Annotated in this window: 25 protein-coding genes and 1 riboswitch; of the genes, 7 read left to right on the top strand and 18 right to left on the bottom strand. The window is 74.9% G+C overall.

Annotated elements, in window-relative coordinates; genetic code table 11:
* Positions 1-108: 108 nt before the first annotated feature.
* Both ACZ6EJ_RS12810 and ACZ6EJ_RS12805 read right to left on the bottom strand, forming a co-directional pair.
* Positions 109-327: an MbtH family protein gene (locus ACZ6EJ_RS12810; RefSeq protein WP_469266773.1), complete on the bottom strand. Its 219-nt coding sequence runs from the start codon at positions 325-327 to the stop codon at positions 109-111.
* 161 nt (positions 328-488) lie between these two features.
* The gene (locus ACZ6EJ_RS12805; protein WP_469266771.1) at positions 489-1,994 is read right to left on the bottom strand and encodes a SulP family inorganic anion transporter; all 1,506 of its coding nucleotides are present in this window, start codon (positions 1,992-1,994) and stop codon (positions 489-491) included.
* A gap of 370 nt (positions 1,995-2,364) precedes the next feature.
* Between ACZ6EJ_RS12805 and ACZ6EJ_RS12800 the strand changes: the two genes are divergently transcribed.
* Together ACZ6EJ_RS12800 and ACZ6EJ_RS12795 are read left to right on the top strand one after the other, a co-directional pair.
* Positions 2,365-2,754: a MerR family transcriptional regulator gene (locus ACZ6EJ_RS12800; protein WP_469266801.1), complete on the top strand. Its 390-nt coding sequence runs from the start codon at positions 2,365-2,367 to the stop codon at positions 2,752-2,754.
* An 87-nt stretch (positions 2,755-2,841) separates the two neighbouring features.
* Positions 2,842-3,870, top strand: coding sequence for a S66 family peptidase (locus ACZ6EJ_RS12795; protein ID WP_469266770.1), 1,029 nt, complete (start codon positions 2,842-2,844; stop codon positions 3,868-3,870).
* Between the two features lie 62 nt (positions 3,871-3,932).
* On the opposite strand, the gene ACZ6EJ_RS12790 is transcribed toward ACZ6EJ_RS12795, so the two are convergent.
* From ACZ6EJ_RS12790 to ACZ6EJ_RS12780, 3 genes are all read right to left on the bottom strand, one after another.
* The gene (locus ACZ6EJ_RS12790; RefSeq protein WP_469266769.1) at positions 3,933-4,496 is read right to left on the bottom strand and encodes a DJ-1/PfpI/YhbO family deglycase/protease; all 564 of its coding nucleotides are present in this window, start codon (positions 4,494-4,496) and stop codon (positions 3,933-3,935) included.
* Between the two features lie 67 nt (positions 4,497-4,563).
* A complete protein-coding gene (locus ACZ6EJ_RS12785) occupies positions 4,564-5,655 on the bottom strand; it encodes a glutamate--cysteine ligase 2 (RefSeq protein WP_469266767.1) in 1,092 nt (363 codons plus the stop codon).
* 21 nt (positions 5,656-5,676) lie between these two features.
* Positions 5,677-5,904, bottom strand: coding sequence for a DUF5133 domain-containing protein (locus ACZ6EJ_RS12780; RefSeq protein WP_469266766.1), 228 nt, complete (start codon positions 5,902-5,904; stop codon positions 5,677-5,679).
* Positions 5,905-6,118: 214 nt separating this feature from the next.
* Between ACZ6EJ_RS12780 and ACZ6EJ_RS12775 the strand changes: the two genes are divergently transcribed.
* Entirely contained in the window at positions 6,119-6,367 is a 249-nt protein-coding gene (locus ACZ6EJ_RS12775; RefSeq protein ID WP_469266765.1) for a hypothetical protein, read from the top strand.
* 82 nt (positions 6,368-6,449) lie between these two features.
* Here the strand turns inward: ACZ6EJ_RS12775 and ACZ6EJ_RS12770 are convergent, their stop codons facing one another.
* The 11 genes from ACZ6EJ_RS12770 to ACZ6EJ_RS12720 form a co-directional block, all read right to left on the bottom strand.
* The gene (locus ACZ6EJ_RS12770; RefSeq protein ID WP_469266763.1) at positions 6,450-6,578 is read right to left on the bottom strand and encodes an LPFR motif small protein; all 129 of its coding nucleotides are present in this window, start codon (positions 6,576-6,578) and stop codon (positions 6,450-6,452) included.
* Between the two features lie 193 nt (positions 6,579-6,771).
* Positions 6,772-6,975 (bottom strand): cold-shock protein, encoded by a 204-nt coding sequence (locus tag ACZ6EJ_RS12765; RefSeq protein ID WP_032791721.1) that lies wholly within the window; start codon positions 6,973-6,975, stop codon positions 6,772-6,774.
* A gap of 273 nt (positions 6,976-7,248) precedes the next feature.
* Positions 7,249-7,569, bottom strand: coding sequence for a hypothetical protein (locus ACZ6EJ_RS12760; RefSeq protein WP_469266759.1), 321 nt, complete (start codon positions 7,567-7,569; stop codon positions 7,249-7,251).
* Positions 7,566-8,006 (bottom strand): hypothetical protein, encoded by a 441-nt coding sequence (locus ACZ6EJ_RS12755; RefSeq protein WP_469266758.1) that lies wholly within the window; start codon positions 8,004-8,006, stop codon positions 7,566-7,568. The genes ACZ6EJ_RS12760 and ACZ6EJ_RS12755 overlap by 4 nt, the downstream gene beginning before the upstream one ends.
* A gap of 1 nt (position 8,007) precedes the next feature.
* On the bottom strand, positions 8,008-8,874 hold the full coding sequence (locus ACZ6EJ_RS12750) for a hypothetical protein (RefSeq protein ID WP_469266756.1): 867 nt from the start codon (positions 8,872-8,874) through the stop codon (positions 8,008-8,010).
* A 106-nt stretch (positions 8,875-8,980) separates the two neighbouring features.
* On the bottom strand, positions 8,981-9,379 hold the full coding sequence (locus ACZ6EJ_RS12745) for a DUF6221 family protein (RefSeq protein WP_469266755.1): 399 nt from the start codon (positions 9,377-9,379) through the stop codon (positions 8,981-8,983).
* Positions 9,380-9,471: 92 nt separating this feature from the next.
* The gene (locus tag ACZ6EJ_RS12740; protein WP_469266754.1) at positions 9,472-9,927 is read right to left on the bottom strand and encodes a VOC family protein; all 456 of its coding nucleotides are present in this window, start codon (positions 9,925-9,927) and stop codon (positions 9,472-9,474) included.
* A gap of 40 nt (positions 9,928-9,967) precedes the next feature.
* Positions 9,968-11,602: an MFS transporter gene (locus ACZ6EJ_RS12735; protein WP_469266752.1), complete on the bottom strand. Its 1,635-nt coding sequence runs from the start codon at positions 11,600-11,602 to the stop codon at positions 9,968-9,970.
* 167 nt (positions 11,603-11,769) lie between these two features.
* Positions 11,770-12,786, bottom strand: coding sequence for an NAD(P)/FAD-dependent oxidoreductase (locus tag ACZ6EJ_RS12730; RefSeq protein ID WP_469266750.1), 1,017 nt, complete (start codon positions 12,784-12,786; stop codon positions 11,770-11,772).
* Positions 12,783-13,310, bottom strand: coding sequence for an isoprenylcysteine carboxyl methyltransferase family protein (locus ACZ6EJ_RS12725; RefSeq protein WP_469266749.1), 528 nt, complete (start codon positions 13,308-13,310; stop codon positions 12,783-12,785). The genes ACZ6EJ_RS12730 and ACZ6EJ_RS12725 overlap by 4 nt, the downstream gene beginning before the upstream one ends.
* A 70-nt stretch (positions 13,311-13,380) precedes the next feature.
* Positions 13,381-14,433, bottom strand: coding sequence for a type III polyketide synthase (locus ACZ6EJ_RS12720; protein WP_469266747.1), 1,053 nt, complete (start codon positions 14,431-14,433; stop codon positions 13,381-13,383).
* A gap of 117 nt (positions 14,434-14,550) precedes the next feature.
* On the opposite strand from ACZ6EJ_RS12720, the gene ACZ6EJ_RS12715 reads away from it, so the two are divergent.
* Positions 14,551-15,429 carry a UbiA family prenyltransferase gene (locus tag ACZ6EJ_RS12715; protein ID WP_469266745.1) on the top strand — a complete coding sequence of 293 codons (879 nt, stop codon included), beginning with the start codon at positions 14,551-14,553 and terminating at the stop codon, positions 15,427-15,429.
* A gap of 133 nt (positions 15,430-15,562) precedes the next feature.
* On the opposite strand, the gene ACZ6EJ_RS12710 is transcribed toward ACZ6EJ_RS12715, so the two are convergent.
* Positions 15,563-16,288, bottom strand: coding sequence for a transglycosylase SLT domain-containing protein (locus tag ACZ6EJ_RS12710; protein WP_469266743.1), 726 nt, complete (start codon positions 16,286-16,288; stop codon positions 15,563-15,565).
* Positions 16,289-16,291: 3 nt separating this feature from the next.
* A riboswitch (cyclic di-AMP (ydaO/yuaA leader) is annotated at positions 16,292-16,447 on the bottom strand.
* Positions 16,448-16,929: 482 nt separating this feature from the next.
* Between ACZ6EJ_RS12710 and ACZ6EJ_RS12705 the strand changes: the two genes are divergently transcribed.
* Positions 16,930-18,318 (top strand): FAD-dependent oxidoreductase, encoded by a 1,389-nt coding sequence (locus ACZ6EJ_RS12705; protein WP_469266742.1) that lies wholly within the window; start codon positions 16,930-16,932, stop codon positions 18,316-18,318.
* A 372-nt stretch (positions 18,319-18,690) separates the two neighbouring features.
* Here ACZ6EJ_RS12705 and ACZ6EJ_RS12700 read toward each other — a convergent pair whose 3' ends face one another.
* Complete coding sequence (locus ACZ6EJ_RS12700) at positions 18,691-19,296, bottom strand: hypothetical protein (RefSeq protein WP_469266741.1); 606 nt, start codon at positions 19,294-19,296, stop codon at positions 18,691-18,693.
* Positions 19,297-19,516: 220 nt separating this feature from the next.
* Between ACZ6EJ_RS12700 and ACZ6EJ_RS12695 the strand changes: the two genes are divergently transcribed.
* Both ACZ6EJ_RS12695 and ACZ6EJ_RS12690 read left to right on the top strand, forming a co-directional pair.
* On the top strand, positions 19,517-20,911 hold the full coding sequence (locus ACZ6EJ_RS12695; RefSeq protein WP_469266739.1) for a helix-turn-helix domain-containing protein: 1,395 nt from the start codon (positions 19,517-19,519) through the stop codon (positions 20,909-20,911).
* A 97-nt stretch (positions 20,912-21,008) separates the two neighbouring features.
* A complete protein-coding gene (locus ACZ6EJ_RS12690; protein ID WP_469266737.1) occupies positions 21,009-22,016 on the top strand; it encodes a PHP domain-containing protein in 1,008 nt (335 codons plus the stop codon).
* Positions 22,017-22,055 lie beyond the last annotated feature (39 nt).

Here is a 22,055-nt window from a genome sequence, read left to right as displayed (position 1 = left end):
CCTCCCCCCCCCCCCCCCCCCCCCCCCCCGCCCCCCCCCCCCCCCCCCCCCCCCCCCCCCCCCCCCCCCCCCCCCCCCCCCCCCCCCCCCCCGCGGCGGCCCCGGCGCTCAGGCGGGGTCGGCCGCCATGCTCTCCACCAGGCTCCTGGGCCGCAGGTCGGTCCAGTTCTCCTCCACGTACTCCAGGCACACCTGCCGCGTGGCCTCCGGGTGCGCCACCGTCCACCCGGCGGGCACCTCGGCGAAGGCGGGCCACAGCGAGTGCTGTCCCTCGTCGTTGACGAGCACCAGATAGGCGCCGTCCTCGTCGTCGAAGGGGTTGGTCACGTTCGTCCTCCATCGGCTCGGGTGGGACTGACTTCCATGGGACGCGGGCGACCTACCCATCCCCCGCGCGGTTGACGCACCGCTTCTCGCGGAACGCCGGGCAGCGGCCGGCCGAGGTGCGCCGCCGCGGTCGCGGGCCGAGGACCCTCGCGGGGGACGGCTCAGTGGTCGCCGGAGAGTTCGCCGCTGAGCTTTCCGTGGAGGGCGGCGCTGGGCCGGTTGAGGCCGATGATCTCGACCCTCTTGCCGCGCTGGGCGTACTTGGTCTCGATCGCGTCGAGGGCGGCGACGGACGAGGCGTCCCAGACGTGGGCGGCGGACAGGTCGACCACCACGGTCTCGGGGTCGCCCGCGTAGTCGAACCGGCCGACCAGGTCGTTGGAGGAGGCGAAGAACAGTTCGCCGGTCACCCGGTAGACGACGGTCGCGCCGTCCGGGCCGGCGGTGGGCGTGACCTCGGCCAGGTGGGCGACGCGCTTGGCGAAGATCACCATCGCGGTGAGGGTGCCGACGACGACGCCGACGGCGAGGTTGTGGGACACCACGACGCACACCACCGTGACGACCATGACGGCGGTCTCCCCGAGCGGCATCCGCCGCAGCGTCCGGGGTGCGACGGAGTGCCAGTCGAACGTCGCGAACGCCACCATGACCATGACGGCGACGAGCGCGGCCATCGGGATGTCGGAGACGACCGGCCCGAAGACGACGCACAGCGTCATCAGGAACACGCCGGCGAGGAAGGTCGAGACGCGGGTGCGGGCTCCGGAGACCTTCACGTTGATCAGCGTCTGGCCGATCACCGCGCACCCGCCCATGCCGCCGAGGAGACCGGTGACGATGTTGGCGATGCCCTGGCCGATCGACTCGCGGGTCTTGTCGGAGTGGGTGTCGGTGATCTCGTCGACCAGCTTCGCGGTCATCAGCGACTCCATCAGCCCCACCAGCGCCATGGCGAACGCGTACGGGGCGATCGTCGTCAGCGTCTCCGCGGTGAGGGGCACATCGGGCAGACCGGGCGCCGGCAGCGCTGAGGGCAGGTCGCCCTTGTCGCCCACGGTCGGCACCGCGATGCCCGCCGCGACGGTGATCACGGTCAGGACGACGATGGAGACCAGCGGCGCCGGGACCGACGCGGTGATCCTCGGGAAGAGCACCATCAGCGCCAGTCCACCGGCGATCAGCGGGTAGACCGCCCACGGGACGTCGCGCATCTCCGGGATCTGCGCGCCGAAGACGAGGAGGGCGAGCGCGTTGACGAAACCCACCATGACCGAGCGGGGGATGAACCGCATCAGCCTCGCCACTCCGAGCGCCCCCAGGACGATCTGGAAGACGCCGGCGAGGATGACGGCGGCGATCAGGTGGCCCAGACCGTGCTCGCGGTTGAGCGGGGCGATCACCAGGGCGACGGCCCCGGTGGCGGCGGAGATCATCGCCCGCCGCCCGCCGACGATCGAGATGGTGACGGCCATGGTGAAGGAGGCGAACAGGCCGATGGCCGGTTCCACCCCGGCGATGATCGAGAAGGAGATCGCCTCGGGGATCAGCGCGAGCGCGACCACCAGGCCGGCCAGGATCTCGGTCCGCCAGACCTTGGCGTCGGTCAGCCAGTGCGGTGTGAGACCGCGCAACCGCGCGGCGGGGGAAGGGTGCAGCTTGGTCAAGACGCCTACCTGTCGTGCTCGGGCACGCCCGGCGTCGCACTCCGGACACGCGGAAGGGGGCCGCGGGGCCCGCGCGCGGCGGGCCGGGGGTCCGCGGCCGCGAGGGGCCCGCGCGGACGCGGCCGCCGGACGGGAGCGGGAATCGGAGCGGGCGACGGCGCCGGGCGTCATCGGCAGGCGCCCGCCCTCTCCCGCACGGCATCGCGCGAGACGACGACCGACCCGCTCCGGATGAGGTCACGGAACGGGAGCGGACCGCGCCTCGCACGGACGACGACTCTACCCTAACGTTAGGGTAGAGATCGGAGGCGGCCGACCGCGGCCCCGGCCGCAGAGTGAAGTGGAGGGCTCCCGCGTGGGCAGCGAGCACATGCAGATCGGCGAGGTCGCCGCGCGGACCGAGCTGTCGCTGCGCACCATCCGGCACTACGAGGAGGCCGGGCTCGTCCTCCCCTCCGCCCGCTCCGAGGGGGGCTTCCGCCTCTACACCGAGGCCGACGTCGCCCGCCTGATGGTGATCCGCCGGATGAAGCCGCTCGGGTTCTCCCTCGGGGAGATGGGCGATCTGCTGGAGGCCACCGACCGCCTCGACTCCGGGGCCGAGCTGCCTCCCGGCGAGCGCGAGGAGCTGGTCGAGCGCGTCCGCGCCTTCGAGCGGAGCGCGGGCGACCAGGTGGAGAAGCTCCGTACGCAACTGGCGCGGGCCGAGGAGTTCGCCGGATCGCTGCGCGACCGGCTCGCCTCCGAGAACCGGGTCTGACGCCCGGCGGGGCTCCGGGCCCTCAGCCCGGCGGCCCGCGCGCCTTCGCCCCGCCCCGCCCGCGGGGGCTGTGCCAGAATCCCGCCCATGGCTCCGCGATATCCACGCCCCCTGCGCCCCGGCGACCGTATCGGTGTCACGTCCCCGTCGACCGGCGTGCCCGAGGAGTTGCGCGAGCGGCTCGCGGTGGCCGTGCGGGACGTGGAGGCGCGGGGGTACGAGGTGGTGATCGGCCGGTGCATGGACGGTTCGCGCCACGTCAGCGCGTCCGCGGCCGACCGGGCGGCCGAGTTGACGGCGATGCTGACGGACCCCGCCATCAGGGCCGTGGTGCCGCCGTGGGGCGGGGAGTGCGCGATCGACCTGATGCCGCTGCTCGACTGGGACCGGCTGCGCGCGGCGGAGCCGACCTGGGTGGTGGGGTACTCGGACATGTCGACCGTCATGACGCCCCTGACCCTGCTCACCGGGGTGGCGACCGTGCACGGGAACAACCTCATGGACACCCCGTACCTGCCGCCGGAGGGGCTGGTCTCCTGGCTGGACGTCGTCGCCGCCCCGCCCGGTCACCGGTTCACCCAGATCCCGCCGGGACGGCACCGCGCCACGGGGTGGGACGACTGGGCGGAGCGTCCGGACGTGCGGACGTTCACCCTGGACACCCCCGGACGGTGGACCAGACTGGACGGCGAGGGCGACGTGGACGTCGAGGGGCGGCTGATCGGGGGCTGCATCGAGACCCTGTGCAACCTCACGGGCACCCCCTACCTCGACGTCTCCGCCTTCGCGCGGGCGCACGCGCCGGAGGGCCTGCTGGTGTACGTGGAGGCCGCGGGCGAGGACGCGCTGGCCATCTGCCGTTATCTGCACGGGATGCGGCTGGCCGGCTTCTTCGACGCGGCCAACGCCGTGCTCGTCGGCCGGGCGCCGGGAGCGGACGCGGACTCGCTCACCCAGCACGAGGCCGTGCTGGACGCGCTCGGGCCGCTGGACGTGCCGATCGTCGCCGACGTCGAGTGCGGCCACCTGCCGCCGTACCTGCCCCTGGTCAACGGGGCGCGCGGCCGGGTCGTGCACACCGCGACGCGGAGCGAGCTGACGCAGGCGCTGGTCTGACGCCCCCCAACCCGCGGAAGGGGCGTCCGGCCCGCGGTCGGCCGGACGCCCCCGGAGCCGGGTCAGGCCTCGGTGAGCACGGTGTCGATCTCGCGGAGGAAGTCGTCCAGGTCGCCGGGGTCGCGCGAGCTGATCAGCGTCCAGCCCGAGGCGTCGTCGCGGACCACCGACCTGTCGACCCAGTCGCCGCCCGCGTTGGTGATGTCGGTGCGCAGGGACGCGTACGAGGTCAGCGTCTTGCCCCGCACGTAACCGCCCTCGACCAGCGCCCACAGCCCGTGGCAGATGGCCGCCACCGGCCTTCCCGAGGCGGTGAACGAGCTGACGATGCGGGTGGTGGCGTCCTCCAGGCGCAGCGAGTCGGCGTTCAGCGTGCCGCCCGGAACCAGCAGCAGGTCGTACGCGCCGGGGTCGACGTCGCCGAGGGTGAGGTCGGGGCGGACCGTCTCGCCGGGGTCGCGGTCGCCGACCAGCGTGCGGATCTCGTCCCCGGAGACCGCCGCCACGGTGACCTCCGCTCCCTTGTCGCGTAGGTGCTTCACGGGGACGACGAGTTCGTCCTGCTCGACCCCGTAGTTGGTGACGATCGCCAGAATCCGGCGGCCGCCGAGCTCGGTGGTGGCCATGGCCCGCTCCCTTCCTCTTCGTTTCCCTCTTCCGGGCCGGCACGCTGGTCGTGCCGGCGGGTGCTGCTCATCCCCCCGTGATGCGGACGCACTCCGCGACGGTGTCGCGGAGGCTGCCGGTCCGCGCCAGGGTCTCGCGCTGGATGCGGGCCCCGTTCCCGCGCCGCTCGACGTCGACCAGGGCCTTCTCCACGGCCGCCAGGTCGCCGCTGTCCTCCAGGGCCTCCCGTACGTGGTCCACCAGGGCCCGCAGGACGTCGGCCGCCGGTTCCGGCCGCTGGGTGCGCGGGTCGATCAGCCGCTCCTCCACCCCGGACCTGGCCGCCTGCCAGGTCGCCACGCGCAGCAGCGCCGTGCTGATGTCCGGCGGCGGCTGACCGGCCCGCCACTGCCTGGCGGCCGTCTCCACCAGCCCCCGTACCAGCGTGGCGAGCAGCACCGTGTCGGCCGGGTCCAGGCAGACGTCCGCGATCCTGACCTCCACTGTGGGGTACCGGTGCGAGAGGCGCGCGTCGAAGTAGACCATCCCCTCGTCCTTGAGGACCCCGGTCCCGACCAGGGCCCGCACCTGCGCGTGGTACCGCTCGGGGGAGCCGTGGAGGTCCACGGGCCCGGCCGACGGCCACCTGCCCCACACCCGGCTGCGGTAACTGGCGTACCGGCTGTCCTTCCCCTGCCAGAACGGGGAGTTCCCGCTCAGGGCGAGCAGGACCGGCAGCCAGCCGCGCACCCGGTCGAGGACGGCGACGCCCTCCTCGTCCGATGCCACCTCCACGTGGACGTGGCATCCGCAGGTGAGCTGCTCCTGGGCGGTCAGCCCGAAGCGCTCCTCGATCCACCGGTAGCGCTCGCCCGCGCCGATCTGCGGGCTGACCGGCAGCGGCGACGTCGCCAGGGCGGCAACCGACGCCCCCGCCTCGGCGGCATGGCGGATCGCCTCGGCGCGCCGGCGGTGCACCGATTCGGCGATGTCGTCCATGTCCGCGTGGGGCTGGGTGGCGAATTCCAGTTGCTGGCGGTGCAGCTCCGACTCGAAGGCGGATTCTCCGCTCGCGTCCTTCTCGGCGAGCGCGAGCACCGCCGAGGACAGAGCCCGTGCCTCCCCGCTCGCCCCGTCGACCAACAGCAGTTCTTCCTCGACGCCCACCGTACGGACCACGATGTCTTCTTCCCTTCGCGATCAGACGGACAGGACGGAGTCGTCTTCGGGCCGGGCGCCCGGAAGCCGGTGTCTGGCGGCGACCAGCGCGCTGTCCACGTCGCCCGTCCCGGTCGACACGCACAGGGTGTAGGCCAGGTCTTCCATGCGCTGCCGCGCCTCCTGGCTGCCGTCCTCGGCGTGCAGTGCGCGCAGGACCTCGTACTGCTCGATCAGTTCGCGCAGCACGGTGGGGTGGGCCATCAACATGCGGGGGGCATCCTTCCGCCGGGTTCTTCGTGTGCCGTCATGTGCCCTCGGGGGGCACACGCCGCGTACCCCCGGTCGGGCGACGCACACGCGGCGGGCCCTGTGACCGCCGCCGCCTCCCGCTCGGGGCGACTGCTTCGCCCGGCAACGGGTACGCAGCAGGGCGAACCAGTCCTCCCCGGACGTTCCGGGGCCGTACGGAAGGAAGATCCTCATGACCGACCGCAGGCCGGAGGGAACCGCCTACACCGGGGACACCGGCAGCCCGCCTCCCGTGCCGGCCGACCTGCCGGACCAGCAGAACCAGGAGGGCGAGGACCCCCTGGACATACCGGTGCCGGACCGGGTGGCGCGCAACGGCGAGCAGGAGCCGGACCCGGACGAAGCCGGCTCCGGGCGGGACGAGCCGCGCAACGCCGGAGCCCACCCCGAGCATCCGACCCCGGACGAGTCGCCCGGCTGAGCCCGGGGGCGGCCCGAGGCGCGCCGCGCGCGCATACGCCCGTGCCCCGGCCCTCCGTGGGCCGGGGCACGGGCGTATGGGCTCAGTGGTGACCGCGCGCGCTGCTCGACGCGCCCCCGAAGAGCCTGGCCACGGCCCGGAAGGGCAGCGTGACCACCGTGGCGACGGCTCCTCCCACGGACCGGAGCACATCCGCGATGGCCTTCAGCATGATTCGTCCTCCGTTCTCGCCCCGGAGGCTCCGGGGACGTCCGGTTGGGACTCCACGGGTACCCGGCCCGCGCCGCCGCAACCCGGCGGACGGTCCGCGCCCGGCTTCTCCCGCTCGCGGTCGGAGGGTCCGAAGACGCCTTCGGGCCCCGGAGCGCAGCGCGCTCCGGGGCCCGAAGGGGGTACGACTCGGATCAGGCGGTGGTGATGTTCTCCGCCTGCGGGCCCTTCTGGCCCTGGGTGATGTCGAAGGTCACCGCCTGGCCTTCCTGGAGCTCACGGAAGCCGGAGGAGTTGATGTTGGAGTAGTGCGCGAAGACGTCGGGGCCGCCGCCGTCCTGCGCGATGAAGCCGAAGCCCTTTTCCGAGTTGAACCACTTGACGGTTCCGCTGGCCATGCCTGTACCTCTCAGCAGTGAACGGATCCGCACCGCGCGGACCCGGAGGTGATCGCCCTGGTTCTCAGGCACTGCACAGCAAAACGCCCGCGCCAGGCGCGGGCAGGTACTGCGAACCACGACATCTGCGGAAGACGCTACACGGCGGGATCACTCATCACCAGAGAGCAACGCCATTTTGCTGACGATCGCCCGCACCGCCACCGGCCCGTACCGCGCCGATCACCCCCCGTTCAGGGCCCGTCGGGGACCGGCCCGGTGCGCGTCGCGCGGCTATCGGGGCGCCAGCAGACGCCAGAGCATCAGGCCCCCCACCGCGCAGACGAGCAGGCCGCCCACCAGGGCCAGCGTCCCCCGGCGCACGTTGTCGGGCTGGAACCCGCCGAGCACGCTGAAACAGAGCCGCACGCCGTAGGACACCGTGAGCGCCCCGCACACCGTGACGGCGAATCCGGCCGCGATGGCGTCCCACTGGCTCTCGAACACCCGTTGGTAGACACCCGGATTCCGGGTGGCCAGGACGTATCCGGCGGACGTGAACAGGGCGGCGGGGAAGGCCACCAGGCCGAAGACGACGGCCAGGCGCCGGATCACCGGAACGACCCCGCTTCGACCGGGAAGCGGGAGAGGCGCTCCCTCACCGACCTGACCAGCCGCTCCTCCCACCGGTCCCGTTCGGCGACGTGTGTGAACAGCTCCCGCATCCGGTTCACCTCCTCGACCATGACGTGGTCCTCGTGCGCCAGTCGGCGCCTCAGCGGCCGTTCGATGAGCAGGGAGAGGGCGACGTGCGCCCCGAGCGCGAGCGCCGCCGCGATCAGGCCCACCGCAACGGCCGCGCGGCCGGGCCCGTCGCCGCTCGCGGCGGCGAGCAGCAGCGCCGCCGGGATCGCCACGGCGACCAGGGCCGAGGCGGTCCGGGGCCGGCGCACCCGCCGCCGCCGGGCGCTGAGGGCCTGCACGGCGGCCAGCCGCCGCTCGGCGGCGGCCAACGTCCGCAGGAACGCCGCTCCGTTGTCGATGGCGGCCATGTCACTCCCCGTTCCGCTGGGTGATGAACGTCTGGAGTTCCTGCCCGAAGCAGGCGCGCAGCGTGCCGATCTCCGCGTCGTCCAGTCGGGAGGTCTGGGCGGGCAGCCCCGGCAGGTACTGGTGGCGGATGAGGCGCGAGGCCATCGGGAGGACCGACAGGCGCAGCGAGGTCTCGCTCCGCAGATCCCGCATGAGCGCGGCGAAGGGCGACTCGCGGCCTCCGTGGCCCGGAATGTAGTGGTCGCGCGCCTCGTCGAGGCGGTCCCAGTACAGGTCGCACTTGGACACCGCCACGATCATCCACCGCAGCCGTCTGGCGAGTTGTCGGTCGATGATCGCGTCGACCAGCAGCCGGAAGTCGGCCGCCTCCTTGCGGCGGTGCCAGGCGCGTACGGCTTCCTCGTCGACGGGGCCGTCGGCGGCGAGCGCCTCGTGGACGTCGCGCTGGGCGCCCCGCTGCCAGATCCTGTTGTGCCCCCAGCAGACGACGTGGATGATGCCGTGCGGGGAGGCGTCGCCGCGCATCGTGTCGGTCAGGGCGCGTTCGCGCTGCGCGGAGAGCTGGCCCGGAATGACCGTGACGGCGGCCCTGACGCGCCGGCCGCCGGAGCGCAGGACCGCGGCGTGCTTCTCGATGTCGGGGCTGCGGGAGCTGTCGTCGTCGCCGCTGCGGATCGACTGCGTCAGCGCGTCGTACAGGACGGTCTTGCCCGCCCCCGCCTCCCCGGTGATGGCGACGGGGTTGACCGAGATGCCGAACCGGCCGTGCGCCGCGGCCGTGCTCGTACCCGCCCCCGGCGCGCCGCCCTCGACGGCGTGCCGGACGCTCTCCCACCGCGATCGGGTGTCCTCCCAGACGTCGGGCACGCGCGTAACTCCCCCGGTGTCGGCCGATGGAGGGATGCTATCGATCAGCGGGCTTCCGCGCAGCCGTACGCGAGGCGTTCGCGGCGGCGTGGAGCCGCCCGGTCCGCTACTGGATGAACCGGGGCAGCCAGCGGGCCTGGTAGTCGGGGTGCCCGGCGTACTCGGCCGCCAACTGCCGTACGGCGAAGCCCAGTCCCACCGCCCGGCCGGAGGGGAAGTCGTGGGCGGGGCGGTCGGTGTCCAGATGGGCCACCTCCGCGTACTCCCCCAGCAGGACGCGGTTGGTCTCGACGCGCTCCAGGGTGCGCGCGGGGTCCTGCCGGGCGATGTGCTCGTCGAAGCCCCGGCCCCGTACCGTGAACGCCACGCCGCCGGTGCGGTCGTGGACCTCGCCCGGCACGTCGGCCGGACAGCGCCATCGGTCCCCGCCGGCGGCCTGTGCGACCTGTTCCTCGTCGGCGAGCCGCGCCTGGACGAAGGCCACCATCTCCGCGTTGCCGCCCATCGGATGCCGCTCCCTTGCGCTGGTGGGTCTCTGCACTGAACGGGGAGCATTCTGGTGGACCGGACGCGGCGGGAGCCACCTCCGCCCCTCCTTCACCCGGCCGTGTCCCCCTCGCCCGGCGCGGCGCGGTCGGCGAGCAGCCGGTGCAGCGGTTCGGTCTCCCGGCGGCGGTACTCCTGCACGGCCCAGCCGTTGCCGTCCGGGTCGGTGAAGTAGAGGAAGGTCGCGCCGTCCTGTTCGCCGTACCGCCGGGGTGGCGTGGCCTCGACGCCCCGGTCGCGGAGCCGGGCGTACGCGGCCTCGATGTCGGTGACGCAGAGCTGGAGGCCGTGGTACGTGCCCGGCCGCGGGTCCCCCGTCGGCTCGGGCAGGCCCTCGGTGAGGGCGATCGAGCAGCCGGAGCCGGGCGGCGTGAGCTGCACGACCCGTGCGCCGGGCAGCACCTCGTCGTCGAGGTCGACGGCGAAGCCGAGCTTGTCCCGGTAGAAGTCGCGGGCCCGGTCCACGTCGGTCACGGGGAGCCGGATCACTTCGAGGGTCCAGTCCATGGGTCGGTGTGTCCTTTCGCGCGGGTCGGGCCGGGGCCCTTCATCCGCCCGGCGTTCGCGGCCCGCCGGGCGGCCGCCGGCCGGGCCCGTGCGGTGCGGGGGCGTCGGGCGTCGCGGCGGCGCCCGACTCCGCGCCCCCGGCCTCGCCACCGCCCTGGAGGCGGGCCAGGTCGCCGGGTCGGACCTGGATGACGAACAGGGCGATCAGCGCGGCCAGGACGGCGAAGCAGGCGGCGACGACGAAGGCGCTGGACACGCCCGAGGCCAGTACCTCGTCGCCCCAGGGCGGCGGCAGCTCGCCGGTCCGGCGGAACTCCATCCGCTGGGCCGCCGTGGCCTTCCGGAGGAAGTCGGGCGCCTGGTCGGCGGCCTCCTGCCGGCCGGCCGTGCCGAAGGCGGTCACCAGGATCGAGAGGCCGAGGGACCCGCCGACCTGCTGGGTGGCGTTGAGGATGCCTGAGGCCGCGCCCGCGTCCTTCGGCGCGACGCCGGAGACCGCCATCAGGGTCAGCGAGACGAACTGCATCCCCATGCCGAAGCCGAACACGAGCATCGGGCCGAGGAGGGAGCCGAGGTAGGAGCTGTGGACGTCGGTGAGGGTGAGCCAGCCCAGCCCGGCGGCGGCCAGCAGCGCGCCCGCCGCCATGAACGGTTTGGGGCCCCAGCGGGGCAGCAGCCGGGAGGCCGCGCCCGCCCCGACCGCGATGATCGCGCTCACCGGCAGGAACGCGAGCCCGGCGCGCAGCGGGCTGAAGTCGAGGACGTTCTGCACGAAGAGGGTCAGGAAGAAGAACATCCCGAACATCGCCGCGGCCAGGCTGAGCATCATGCCGTAGACCCCGGCGCGGTTGCGGTCGCGGAACATCCACAGAGGGGTGATGGGCTGCCTGGAGCCGCGCTCGACGGCGACGAAGAGCGCCAGCAGCACCACGGCGGCGGCGAACGAACCGAGCGTCAGCGCGTCGCTCCAGCCGTCCTCCGAGGCCCGGATGAACCCGTAGACGAGCAGCACCATGCCCAGCGTCGAGGTGAGGGCGCCCGCCACGTCGAAGTGGCCCGGCCGGCGTGCGGACTCGGGGATGCAGCGGGGTGCGGCGAAGGCGATCAGCAGGCCGATGGGCACGTTGACGAAGAGGACCCAGCGCCAGTCCAGCCACTCCACCAGCAGGCCGCCGGCCAGCAGGCCGATGGCGCTGCCGCCCGCCGACACGGCGGCGAACACGCCGAAGGCCCTGTTGCGTTCGGGCCCTTCGCGGAAGGTGGTGGTGATCAGCGACAGCGCGGTGGGCGAGGCGACGGCGCCGCCGACGCCCTGGAGCGCGCGGGTCGCCAGCAACTGCCAGGGCTCCTGGGACAGGCCGCCGAGCAGCGAGGCGAAGACGAAGAGGAGCACGCCGCAGACGAAGACGCGGCGGCGGCCGAGGACGTCGCCGAGGCGTCCGCCGAGCAGCAGCAGGCCGCCGAAGGTCAGCGTGTAGGCGTTGACCACCCAGGAGAGGTTCTGGGTGGAGAACCCCAGGGACTCCTGCATGTGCGGGAGCGCGATGTTGACGATGGTGACGTCGAGCACCACCATGAGCTGGCACGAGGCGATGACCAGCAGGGCCAGTCCGCTGCCCCGGCCCCGTCCGGGGGGCTCGGCGGTGTGCGCGGGTGTCGCGTGGGAGCCCGTCATGGTGGGTCGTCTCTCGTGCGAGGGCAGTGCGCCCCGCGGGGCGCCCGGTCTCCACCGGTCGGGTGGACGCGGAGGTCCACCCGACCGACGTTAGGCCGGAACCCGAGGCCCCGCCAATCGATCACCCCGGCGTCCGTGCGACCTCTTCCCCGCTCCCGTCGGCCGGCTCACTGGAGCGCGCGGACCGCCGCGCGGAAGGCGGCGGGGGCCCGGTGGGCGGCCGCGACGATCAGCCGCCCGGCGGACGGGCGGCCGGCGGCGGCGAGCAGGGCCCCGGTGAGCAGCCGGTAGCGGCGCGTGTCGCGCGCCCACCGGCGCGGGTAGTCCTCGGGGCGTCCGGCGCTCAGGCAGTCGATCGCGGCCGTCGCGGTGGCCACCGCGAGGGCGATGCCCTCCCCGGTCAGGGCGTCGATGTAGCCCGCCGCGTCGCCGACCAGCAGGACCCGCCCGGCCCTGCGGCCCAGCGCCCGCTGCCGCAGCGGGCCCGCCCCGCGTACGGCGGTGGCCTCGGGGCTGTCCGCGAGCCGGGCGGCGAGGGCCGGGAAGGCGGCCAGGTGGTGGTCGTAGGGGCGGCGGTCCCGGCTGAGGACGGCGACCCCGACGAGCCGTTCGCCGACCGGGGTCACGTACGCCTCGCCGTGCCGCGACCAGTGCACCTCGACGTGGTCCGTCCACGGGGCGATGGCGTAGTGGCGGCGCAGCCCGTAACGCCCCGGTCCGGGGACGGGCCGGTCCAGGCCCAGGGCGCGGCGCAGGGGCGAGTGGAGCCCGTCGGCCGCGACGAGCCAGCGCGCCTCGATCCCGGCGGCGGTGACGGAGCGTTCGTCCTGGCGCACCTCCCCCACCCGGCCGGCGACGAAGCGGACGCCGAGGGCCCGGGCGCGCTCGTGCAGCGCGGTGTGCAGTTCGGTGCGCCGCACCCCCGCCCCCGGCCCGCCCCGGAAGGCCGCCTCCGCGCTGAGCCGGCCGTCGGTGTACCGGATGCCGCGCAGGGGCAGGCCGCCCACCTCGACGCCCAGGCCGCGCAGTGCGGCGAGGCCGCCGGGCATGATGCCCTCGCCGCACGCCTTGTCGACCGGGGCGGTGCGCGGCTCGACCACCGCCGCCTCCAGGCCCGCGGAGGCGGCGCGGATCGCCGCGGCCAGGCCCGCCGGGCCGCCGCCCGCGACCAGGACGTCGATCACGCCCGTGCGTCCGCTGCGGGGAGGCGGGCCAGCGCCGCGTTCTCGCACCGTATCCGCACGGCCATCAGGAGAGCGTTGAGCGCCGTGAAGACCAGGGCGGTCGCCCACGCCCCGTGGGCCAGCGGCAGGGCGAGCCCTTCCGCGGCGACGGCCACGTAGTTGGGGTGGCTCAGCCACCGGTAGGGGCCGCCGGTCACCCGCGGCGTTCCGGGGACGACGATGACGCGGGTGTTCCACCGGGGGCCGAGGGCGCGGATGCACCACCAGCGCAACGCCTGCGCGGCCGCGACGAGCGCGATCATCGCCCAGCCGAGGACGGGCGGGAACGGGCGGTCGGCGATCCGGACCTCGGCCAGGCAGCCGACCAGGAGGGCGGTGTGCAGGACGACCATGGCCGGATAGTGGCCCCGGCCCGATTCGACGCCGCCGCGGGCGAGGCTCCATCGGGTGTTGCGGCGGGCGACGACGAGTTCGGCCAGCCGCTCGGCGGCGACGGCCAGCACCAGCGCGGTGTACCAGGTCATGCGGGGCTCCGGTTCGCGGGGGCGGCGGGGTGGTGCGCCGGCAGGGTGCGGTCCATCGGGTCTCTCCGTCCTACCAGCGCAGGAGCACCAGTTCGCAGCAGAACCCCGGTCCCATGGCCAGCAGCAGTCCGGGGGAGCCCGGCTCCGGCCGGCGCTGTTCGAGCGTGTCGCGCAGGACGTGCAGGACCGAGGAGGAGGACAGGTTGCCGATGTCGGCCAGGGAGCGCCAGGTGACGTCGAGCGCGCCGTCGGGCAGGTCGAGGACCTCCTGGACGGTCTCCAGCACCTTGGGGCCGCCTGGATGGCAGACCCAGTGGGCGATGTCCTTCGGCTTGAGGCCGTGTTCGGCGAGGAACTCCTCCACGTCGTCGGCGAGGTAGCGGCGGACGACGTCGGGCACCGCCGGGTCCAGGACGACGGTGAACCCGCTGGCGCCGATGGACCAGCCCATGACGTGCTCGGTGTCCGGGTACATCCGGCTGCGGGTGGCCAGGACCTCGGGTCCGGTGGCGGCCCGGCCCGCCCCGACGGCGGCCACCGCCGCCGCCCCGTCGCCGAACAGCGCGGTCGCCACCAGGTTGGCGGGTGTCGCGTCCCCGCGCTGGAAGGTGAGCGAGCAGAGTTCGACCGAGAGCAGCACGGCGACGTCGTCGGGGTGGCCGATCAGGTAGTCGTGGAGCCGGGCGACCCCGGCGGCTCCGGCGACGCAGCCGAGTCCGAAGACGGGCAGCCGTTTGACGTCGGGGCGCAGGCCCAGTCGGGCCACCAGCCGGGCGTCGACGGAGGGGGCGGCGACGCCGGTGACGGAGGTGAAGATCAGCAGGTCCACGTCGGCGGGGCGGAGCCCGGCCGACCGCAGCGCGCCGCGCACGGCCTGCGCGCCGAGGTCGACGGAGGACCGCACGAAGACGTCGTTGGCCGCGCCGAAGCCGTCGAGTTCGCGGTAGCCGTCCAGCGGGAGCACGGTGTGCCGGGTGCGGACGCGGGCGTTGGCGTGGAGCCGGTCCAGGACGCGGCGGTCGGCGCCGGGCGGCAGGCAGGTGCGGGCCACCATGTCGGTGACCTCGCGCTGGGTGTGTCGGTGCGGGGGCAGAGCCCCGTGCACCGCGGCGATGCGGCTCATCCGGGCTCCTGCTTCGAGGACGTCATGTCCTCATCCTGCCCCCGCGATCGTCGAATCTACGGGGAAGACCGGGCCGGTCGCGGTGGTGACGGTGCGCCAGGCGCCTACGATCGCCCGATGGACGCCACGGACGCGGTCAGCGGGGTCGGGACGGGGCCGTCGGGAACGGCGGGGCGCGGGGCGGTCGGGGCGTTGGCGCTGGCCTGCCATCCGGGCCCGGCGGCCGCGGTGACGGCGCTCGCCTGCGCCCTCGCCCTCGGTTCCGGTCTCGGCGGGCCGCGGTCGGCCCTGGTCACGGCGGCGGTGCTGTGCGGGCAGCTCTCGGTGGGCTGGTGCAACGACGCGTACGACGCCCGGCGCGACGCGCGCGCCGGTCGCCGGGGGAAGCCCGCGGCCGACGGAACGGTGGGGGTGGGCACGGTGTGGGCGGCTGCCGCGGCCGCGCTCGCCCTGTGCGCGGTGCTCTCGCTGGCCTGCGGCGTCCTCGCCGGTACGGTGCACCTGACCGCGGTCGCGGCCGCCTGGCTCTACAACCTGCGGCTCAAGGCGACCGCCTGGTCCTGGCTGCCGTACGCGGTCGCGTTCGGGGCGCTGCCCGCGGCCGTCGCGCTCGCGCTGCCCGGCGGTCCCGCGCCCCGGTGGTGGGTGGTGGCGGCCGGGGCGCTGCTGGGCTTCGCGGCCCATCTGGCCGACACGCTCCCGGACATCGCCTCGGACCGGGCGGCCGGTGTCCGAGGGCTGCCGCACCGGCTGGGCGCCGCGGGGACCCGGCTGCTGCTGCCCGCGCCGCTCCTGGCGGCCGCGGGCGTGCTGGCCCTGGGGCCGCCCGGTCCGCCGGACGTGTGGGGGGCGGCGGCGCTGGGGATGGCGGGCGCGGCGGCGGTGGCGGGCCCGGCGCTCGGCCGGCGGTGGCGCAAGGCGGCGCTGGGCGGTGCGGTGGCCGCGGCGGCGGTGGACCTGGCGCTGCTGCTGGTCCGGGGGGCGGGCGCGGCGTGACCGGGGTCCGGCGCGGGCGGGTTCCGGCCAGGATCGTACGGCGCCCAGGGGGGTGACCGGCCCGGCGCGTGCGACGGCGAAGGGGCCCGGACCGCGCGGTCCGGGCCCCTTCGTCATGCGCGGGCGGCGGGGGTCAGTACGCGCCGAAGACGTTGTCGATGGAGCCGTACCGGTCCGCGGCGTAGTTGCACGCGGCGGTGATGTTGGCGACCGGGTCGTAGCTGTCGGTCGAGGTGCCCGGCACGTGGTAGGCCTGGAACGTGGGGTCGATGACCTGGAGCAGGCCCTTGGACGGGGTGCCCTTGACCGCGTTGGAGTCCCAGTTGTTGACGGCGGCCGGGTTGCCGGAGGACTCGCGCATGATGTTGCGGTGGATGCCCTCGTAGCTGCCGGGGATGCCGTGTTCGGCCATGATCGCCAGCGACTCCCTGATCCAGCCGTCGAGGTCGTTCGTGTACGCGACCGGTGCGAGGGCGGTCCGCTCCGAGCGGTCGGCCCGGTCCGCGCTCGCGGTGCGGGCGGCGGTGGGGGCGGCCTCGGCTCCGATGGTCAGCACGGTGCCCGGCCGAAGAAGATCGGGATTGTCGCCGACGGCCTTCCGATTTCCTTCGTACAGCTCTTTCCAACCGCCGCTGACGGAATACTCGCGGGCGATCTTGGAAAGGGTTTCGCCGAGCACCACGGAATGTTTGGCGGGGGCGGCCTGCACCGCGGAATCCACCGGGGCGGCGGGCGCCGCGACGGCGGTGGCGGCGCCGATCACCGGAAGGGCGAGAACGGCTCCGCCGGCGGTCGCGGCGAGGAGGCCGCGGCTCAGTGACGCGGACAGGGAACGGCGGTGCTTACCCAGTGCGGGCATGGGGTTTTTCCTCTCCGGCGCCTACGGGGTGAGCTGTCGGGTTCAGACGGGAGATGTCTGGCCGCACGGTGTGCGACTTCACCCCTAGCCGTTCCGGCGACCGGATCGGCGACTTACCTGGGTCCCCCGCTCCTGCCGTGCGGTGAGTGAGTTCGGATTCCCGGACGGCGGCAGGATTAGGCGTTCCGTCCGGATTGACGGTGACCGTAGGCGAGAAACGCCGGACGAAACAAGCTCCGCATTCCGTCCGGCCGTGCGCCGACAAGATCGAATGACGGAATTCCCGATCGATTCCGTGCCGTCGCCGCGTCAACTTTCCCCGTGCGTACGGAAACCGTTCCTTCCGCTTTCCCGTCCGGACCCTGCGGGGTGATGCTCGCCACTCGCTCCGGCTCCGCCCGAAATGGGAGCAGACATAAGGTCTAAGTGCCCCAATACCTCTGTTACGGATAAACAGTACAAAAAAGGCAGATCAGCCATATCTACACCACAAAGCGGACCTATCGGGCATCTGCGGGAGGGCCGGTCGAGGGGCCCGCCGGGCGATCGCTTACGGTGTGCGGAGGAGCTGGTAAGCCCACCCTTACCTCGACGTACGCTCTACCTGCCCGCGTTCGCCCGCCCCGAAGGAACCCCACGCCATGACACGCCCCGTCCGCGTCGCCATCGTCGGAGCCGGCCCCGCCGGCATCTACGCTGCGGACGCGCTGCTCAAATCCGAGGTCTGCCAGGAGCCGGGGGTGTCGATCGACCTGTTCGAGCGGATGCCCGCGCCCTTCGGCCTGATCCGGTACGGGGTGGCCCCCGACCACCCGCGGATCAAGGGCATCGTCAAGGCGCTGCACCAGGTGCTGGACAAGCCGCAGATCCGGCTCTTCGGCAACGTCGACTACCCCCACGACATCGGCCTGGACGACCTGCGGTCGTTCTACGACGCGGTGATCTTCTCCACCGGCGCCGAGGCCGACCGGGCCCTGGACATCCCCGGCATCGAGCTGGAGGGCTCCTACGGCGCCGCCGAGTTCGTCTCCTGGTACGACGGGCACCCCGAGGTCCCGCGCACCTGGCCGCTCACCGCGGAGAAGGTCGCCGTGCTGGGCGTCGGGAACGTGGCGCTGGACGTGGCCCGCATCCTCGCCAAGACGGCCGACGAGCTGCTGCCCACCGAGATCCCGGACAACGTGTACCAGGGCCTCAAGGCGAACAAGGCGCTGGAGGTGCACGTGTTCGGGCGGCGCGGTCCGGCCCAGGCCAAGTTCAGCCCGATGGAGCTGCGGGAGCTGGACCACTCCCCCAACATCGAGGTCATCGTCAACCCCGAGGACATCGACTACGACCAGGGCTCCATCGACACCCGGCGGGCCAACAAGCAGGCCAACATGGTCGCCTCCACCCTGGAGAACTGGGCGATCCGCGATGTCGGCGACCGCCCGCACAAGCTGTTCCTGCACTTCTTCGAGTCCCCGGTGGAGGTGCTGGGCGAGGACGGCAAGGTCGTCGGGCTGCGGACCGAGCGCACCGAGCTGGACGGCACCGGCAACGTCCGGGGCACCGGCGCGTTCACCGACTGGGACGTGCAGAGCGTCTACCGCGCCGTCGGCTACTACTCCGAGGAGCTGCCCAAGCTGCCCTTCGACGTGGCCTCCGGCACCGTTCCGCACGAGGCGGGCCGGGTCGTCTCCGGCGGGGAGCACATGGCCTCGGTCTACGTGACGGGGTGGATCAAGCGCGGCCCGATCGGCCTGATCGGCCACACCAAGGGCGACGCCAACGAGACGGTGGCCTGCCTGCTGGAGGACCGCGCGGCCGGCCGGCTGCCCGAGCCCGCGCAGCCCGCTCCGGACGCCGTCGAGGCGTTCCTGGCGGACCGTGGCGTCCGCTACACCACCTGGGAGGGCTGGCACCGCCTCGACGCGCACGAGCAGGCGCTCGGCGCGGCCCAGGGCCGCGAGCGGATCAAGGTCGTGGAGCGGGAGGCGATGCTGGAGGCCTCCGGCGCGGTCGCCCCGGCCGCGGGCCCCGAGGCCTGATCGGCCGTACGGCCCCCGCCCGGCGACCCGGCGGGGGCCGGCGGGGAATGCATCCGCCACCAGGGCCGCAGCAGCCCGGTCGGCAGTCCGGCGAGCGCGCGAGGCGCGACTGCCCGGGCGCACCGGTGCGCAGGAACACCCCTCCCGCGTGGCCCCCGCCCGCCTCGACCGCGCCGACCACGGCCTGCGCCAGGACGAGGGCCAGCTCGTCCTGCGAGCGGCCGGTCTCCTCCTCTCCTCCGCCCCGGTCCCGGCGCCGCTTCGCGAGGGCGGGGCGAACCGGTCCGCGTCGTGCCGGGTCACACGGCAGGGACGCTCCCTCCCCCGGTGGCGCCGCACATCGGCGGACCGGTGCGACGCCTCGGGGCGGGGTCAGCGCAGCTTGGCGACGGCGGTGCGCGTCGTCTCCCTGAACCCGTCCAGCGGCGCGCCGTCCAGCTCGCCCATCTGCCCCCAGGCGACGACGGTCACCGTCCGGCCGTCGCGGCCCACGGAGTACAGGTCGATGTCGGTGGAGCCGACCTCCGGGTGGGAGGTGTCGATGCTGTGGACGTGCGCGCCCTCCTCCACGTCGATCCGGCCGTGGTAGAAGGCCTCGCCCTCCAGGCCGGGGTCCTGCTCCTTGAGCCGTTCGAGGCAGGTGGACAGGGCGGACCGCAGCTCGGCGGCGAGCGTCCTGGCCTCTCCGGCGGTGGCGGCGACCGTGGTGGTCTGGCGGGCCGTGGTGTCCAGCTCCGTGCGGAAGTCCCGGTGCCGGGTGCCGGCCGCCGGGGTGGCCCCCGCGGTGCACTCGGAGCCGTCCGCCGGAAGGCCCTCGCGCACCGGGCCGGCGGTCCACGGGGTGAGGGAGGGCGGCAACTGCGCGGCGCTGAGGAACCTCGGCGGAGCGGGGGCCGCGGCGGCGGGCGTCGGCACGAGGGCGGTGGCGGCCAGGCCGGCGGCCGCGGCGGTCAGGAGGGCGGTACGGATCAGGCGCATGGCAGGTCTCCCCGTTCGGGCGGTGGGTGGCATGGCGGCTCGCGTACGGCTGCCGCGGTCGGCGGAGTCGTACGGGAACGCCACCAGCCTGGGCGGCCGCCCGGGGCCGGGACAAGCGCGAACCGGCCTCCCGGCGCGCTGGAACCGTCCCACCCCCGGCGACGTGGGTGTTCCCGAGGGGGTGGAACGCCCCGGCACGGCGGTGGGGGAGGTCGGGCGGGTGGGTGACGACGCGGAGGGGTGCGCGCGGGACGCGCTGGCGGGGCGGCTGAGCGCGCTGCGGGAGGGCTCGGGCCGGACGTACGCCTCGCTGGCCCGCCGTATCGGGATCAGCGGGTCGACCCTGCACCGGTACTGCGCCGGGCGCACGGTCCCGGCCGACTTCGCCCCCGTGGAGCGGCTGGCCCGGTTGTGCGGTGCGCCGGTCGAGGAGCGCGAGGCGCTGCACCGCCTGTGGCTCCGGGCCGACGCGGAGCGCCTGGACCGGGCGGGGGCGGCGGCCTCCGAGCCCCAGACAGCGGGGCCCGGTGGCGGTGCGGCGGCGGCCGAGGAGACGGCGGAGCCGCCCGCGCCGCCCCCGTCCCCCGGCGCGGGCGGGGGTGCGCCGACCCCGTACGCCGGCGGGGGCGCGGGCGGGGCCCGTCCACGGCGGCCGCGCCGGTCCGGGCGGGCGCTCGCCCTCTGCGCCGCGGCCGCCCTGGTCCTCACCCTGGCCGCGGCCTTCGCGGAGGCGCGGCTGCCGGGCCCGGACCGGCGGCCGTCGGCGGCGGCCGGCCGACCGGGCGCACCCCCGGCGGAGGCCCCCGCGCCCACCGCCTCCGCCCCCGGCGCGCCCGGCGGCCCCTCGCCGCGCGGGCCGGTGGAGGCAGCGCCGCGCGCCGGGCGGCAGCCGCGTACGCCGGAGGCGGTCGGCGCCGCGCCGCGCCCGCGGGCGGCGCCCCTCCCCTCCGCGTCCCCGACCCGGCCGGCCCCCGCGGGCGCGCCCTTCACCTGGACCGGCGACGACCAGGTCTGGACGTACGGCTGCGGCCACTCCTACCTCGTCGACCGCGCGCCCTCCGCCGTGCCGCCGCCCCCGGCGGAGGGCGACGCGGCGGCGTGGGCGGGGGCGCTCGGCGCGGTGCACGCGGGAGAGACGCGGGTCCGGATCACCCTCCAGGGCCGGGACGAGCGGGCCGTGGTGCTGGAGGCGCTGCGCATCCGGGTCGTGGGGCGCCGGGCGCCGGCCGGGGGCCGGGTCTACGGGATGAGCACCGGGTGCGGCGGGGCGCTCACCCCGCGCGTGTTCGACGTCGACCTGGACGTGCCCCGGCCCGTCGCGCGGTCGGTTCCGGGCAACGACTCGGGCGAGCCGATCGAGCCCGTCTCCTTCCCCTACCGCGTCTCGGCCGCGGACCCGGAGGTCCTGCTCGTCACCGGCCGGGCCCTCCGGTGCGACTGCGACTGGGTCGCCGAGCTGGCGTGGAGCAGCGGGGGCCGGTCCGGGACGGTGCGCGTGGACGACGGCGGGCGGCCGTTCCGGACGAGCGGGGCGCCGGGGCGGCCCGTGCACGCGTACGACCCGGCCACCGGGCGCTGGGCGCCCGCGGCGGAGGTTGGGGCGCCCTCCCCCTGAGGCGGCGGTTCCGGGTCGCGGAGGCGTACGGGAGTCGAAGCGCCCATGCTGGTGGCAGGCGGCACGCGGAGGCCGCCGGCGTCCTGTGGAGGTGGAGATGGACCCCGTCACCGCACTGCGGCGGATCGCCTTCCTGCTGGAACGCTCGCAGGCCGCCACGTACCGGGTGAAGGCCTTCCGTACGGCCGCCGCCGCCGTGGACGCGATGGCCGCGGGAGAGGCGGCCGACCGGGTCGCGGCGCACTCCCTGGAGCGGGTCGCCGGGATCGGGCCCCGCACGGCCCAGGTGGTCCGCGAGGCGCTGGCCGGTGAGGTGCCGGGCTATCTGGAGCGCCTGGAGGAGGAGGCCGCCGCGGAGCCGCCCGCCGAGGGCGGCCGCGGGCTCCGCGCCCTGCTGACGGGCGACTGCCACATGCACTCGGACTGGTCCGACGGGGGCAGCCCGATCGAGGAGATGGGCCGGACGGCGGCGGAGCTGGGGCACGCCTGGGCGGTCCTCACCGACCACTCGCCCCGCCTGACGGTGGCGCACGGGCTGTCGCCGGAGCGCCTGCGGGAGCAGCTCGCGGTGGTGGACCGGCTCAACGAGCGGTGGGCCCCGTTCCGCCTGCTGACGGGGATCGAGTGCGACATCCTGGCGGACGGATCCCTCGACCAGGAGCCCGAGCTGCTGGAGCGGCTGGACGTGGTGGTGGTCTCCGTCCACTCCGAGCTGCGCATGGACCCGGCTCCCATGACGCGGCGGTTGGAGGCGGCGGTGCGCCATCCGCGGGCGAACGTCCTCGGGCACTGCACGGGCCGGCTGCTGAGCGGACGGGGCCGGCCGGAGTCGCGGTTCGACGCGGGCCGGGTCTTCGCCGCCTGCGCGGAGGCGGGGACGGCGGTGGAGATCAACTGCCGTCCCGAGCGGCGGGACCCGCCGCTGCGACTGCTGCGCGAGGCCGTCGGGGCGGGCGCCCTCTTCGCCATCGACACCGACGCGCACGCGCCGGGCCAGCTCGACTGGCAGGCGTCGGGGTGCGCACGCGCCGAGGAGTGCGGGGTGCCGGCTGAGCGGGTGGTGACGACCTGGAGCGCGGACCGGCTCCTGGCCTGGGCGGGGTGACCGGCACGGGCGGAGTTCCGGGCCGGTCCGGGGCCCGGC

The organism is Streptomyces sp. NPDC041970, assembly GCF_055588985.1.
Note: the sequence above shows the minus strand (reverse complement) of the source record. Positions and strands in the feature narration are given on the sequence as shown.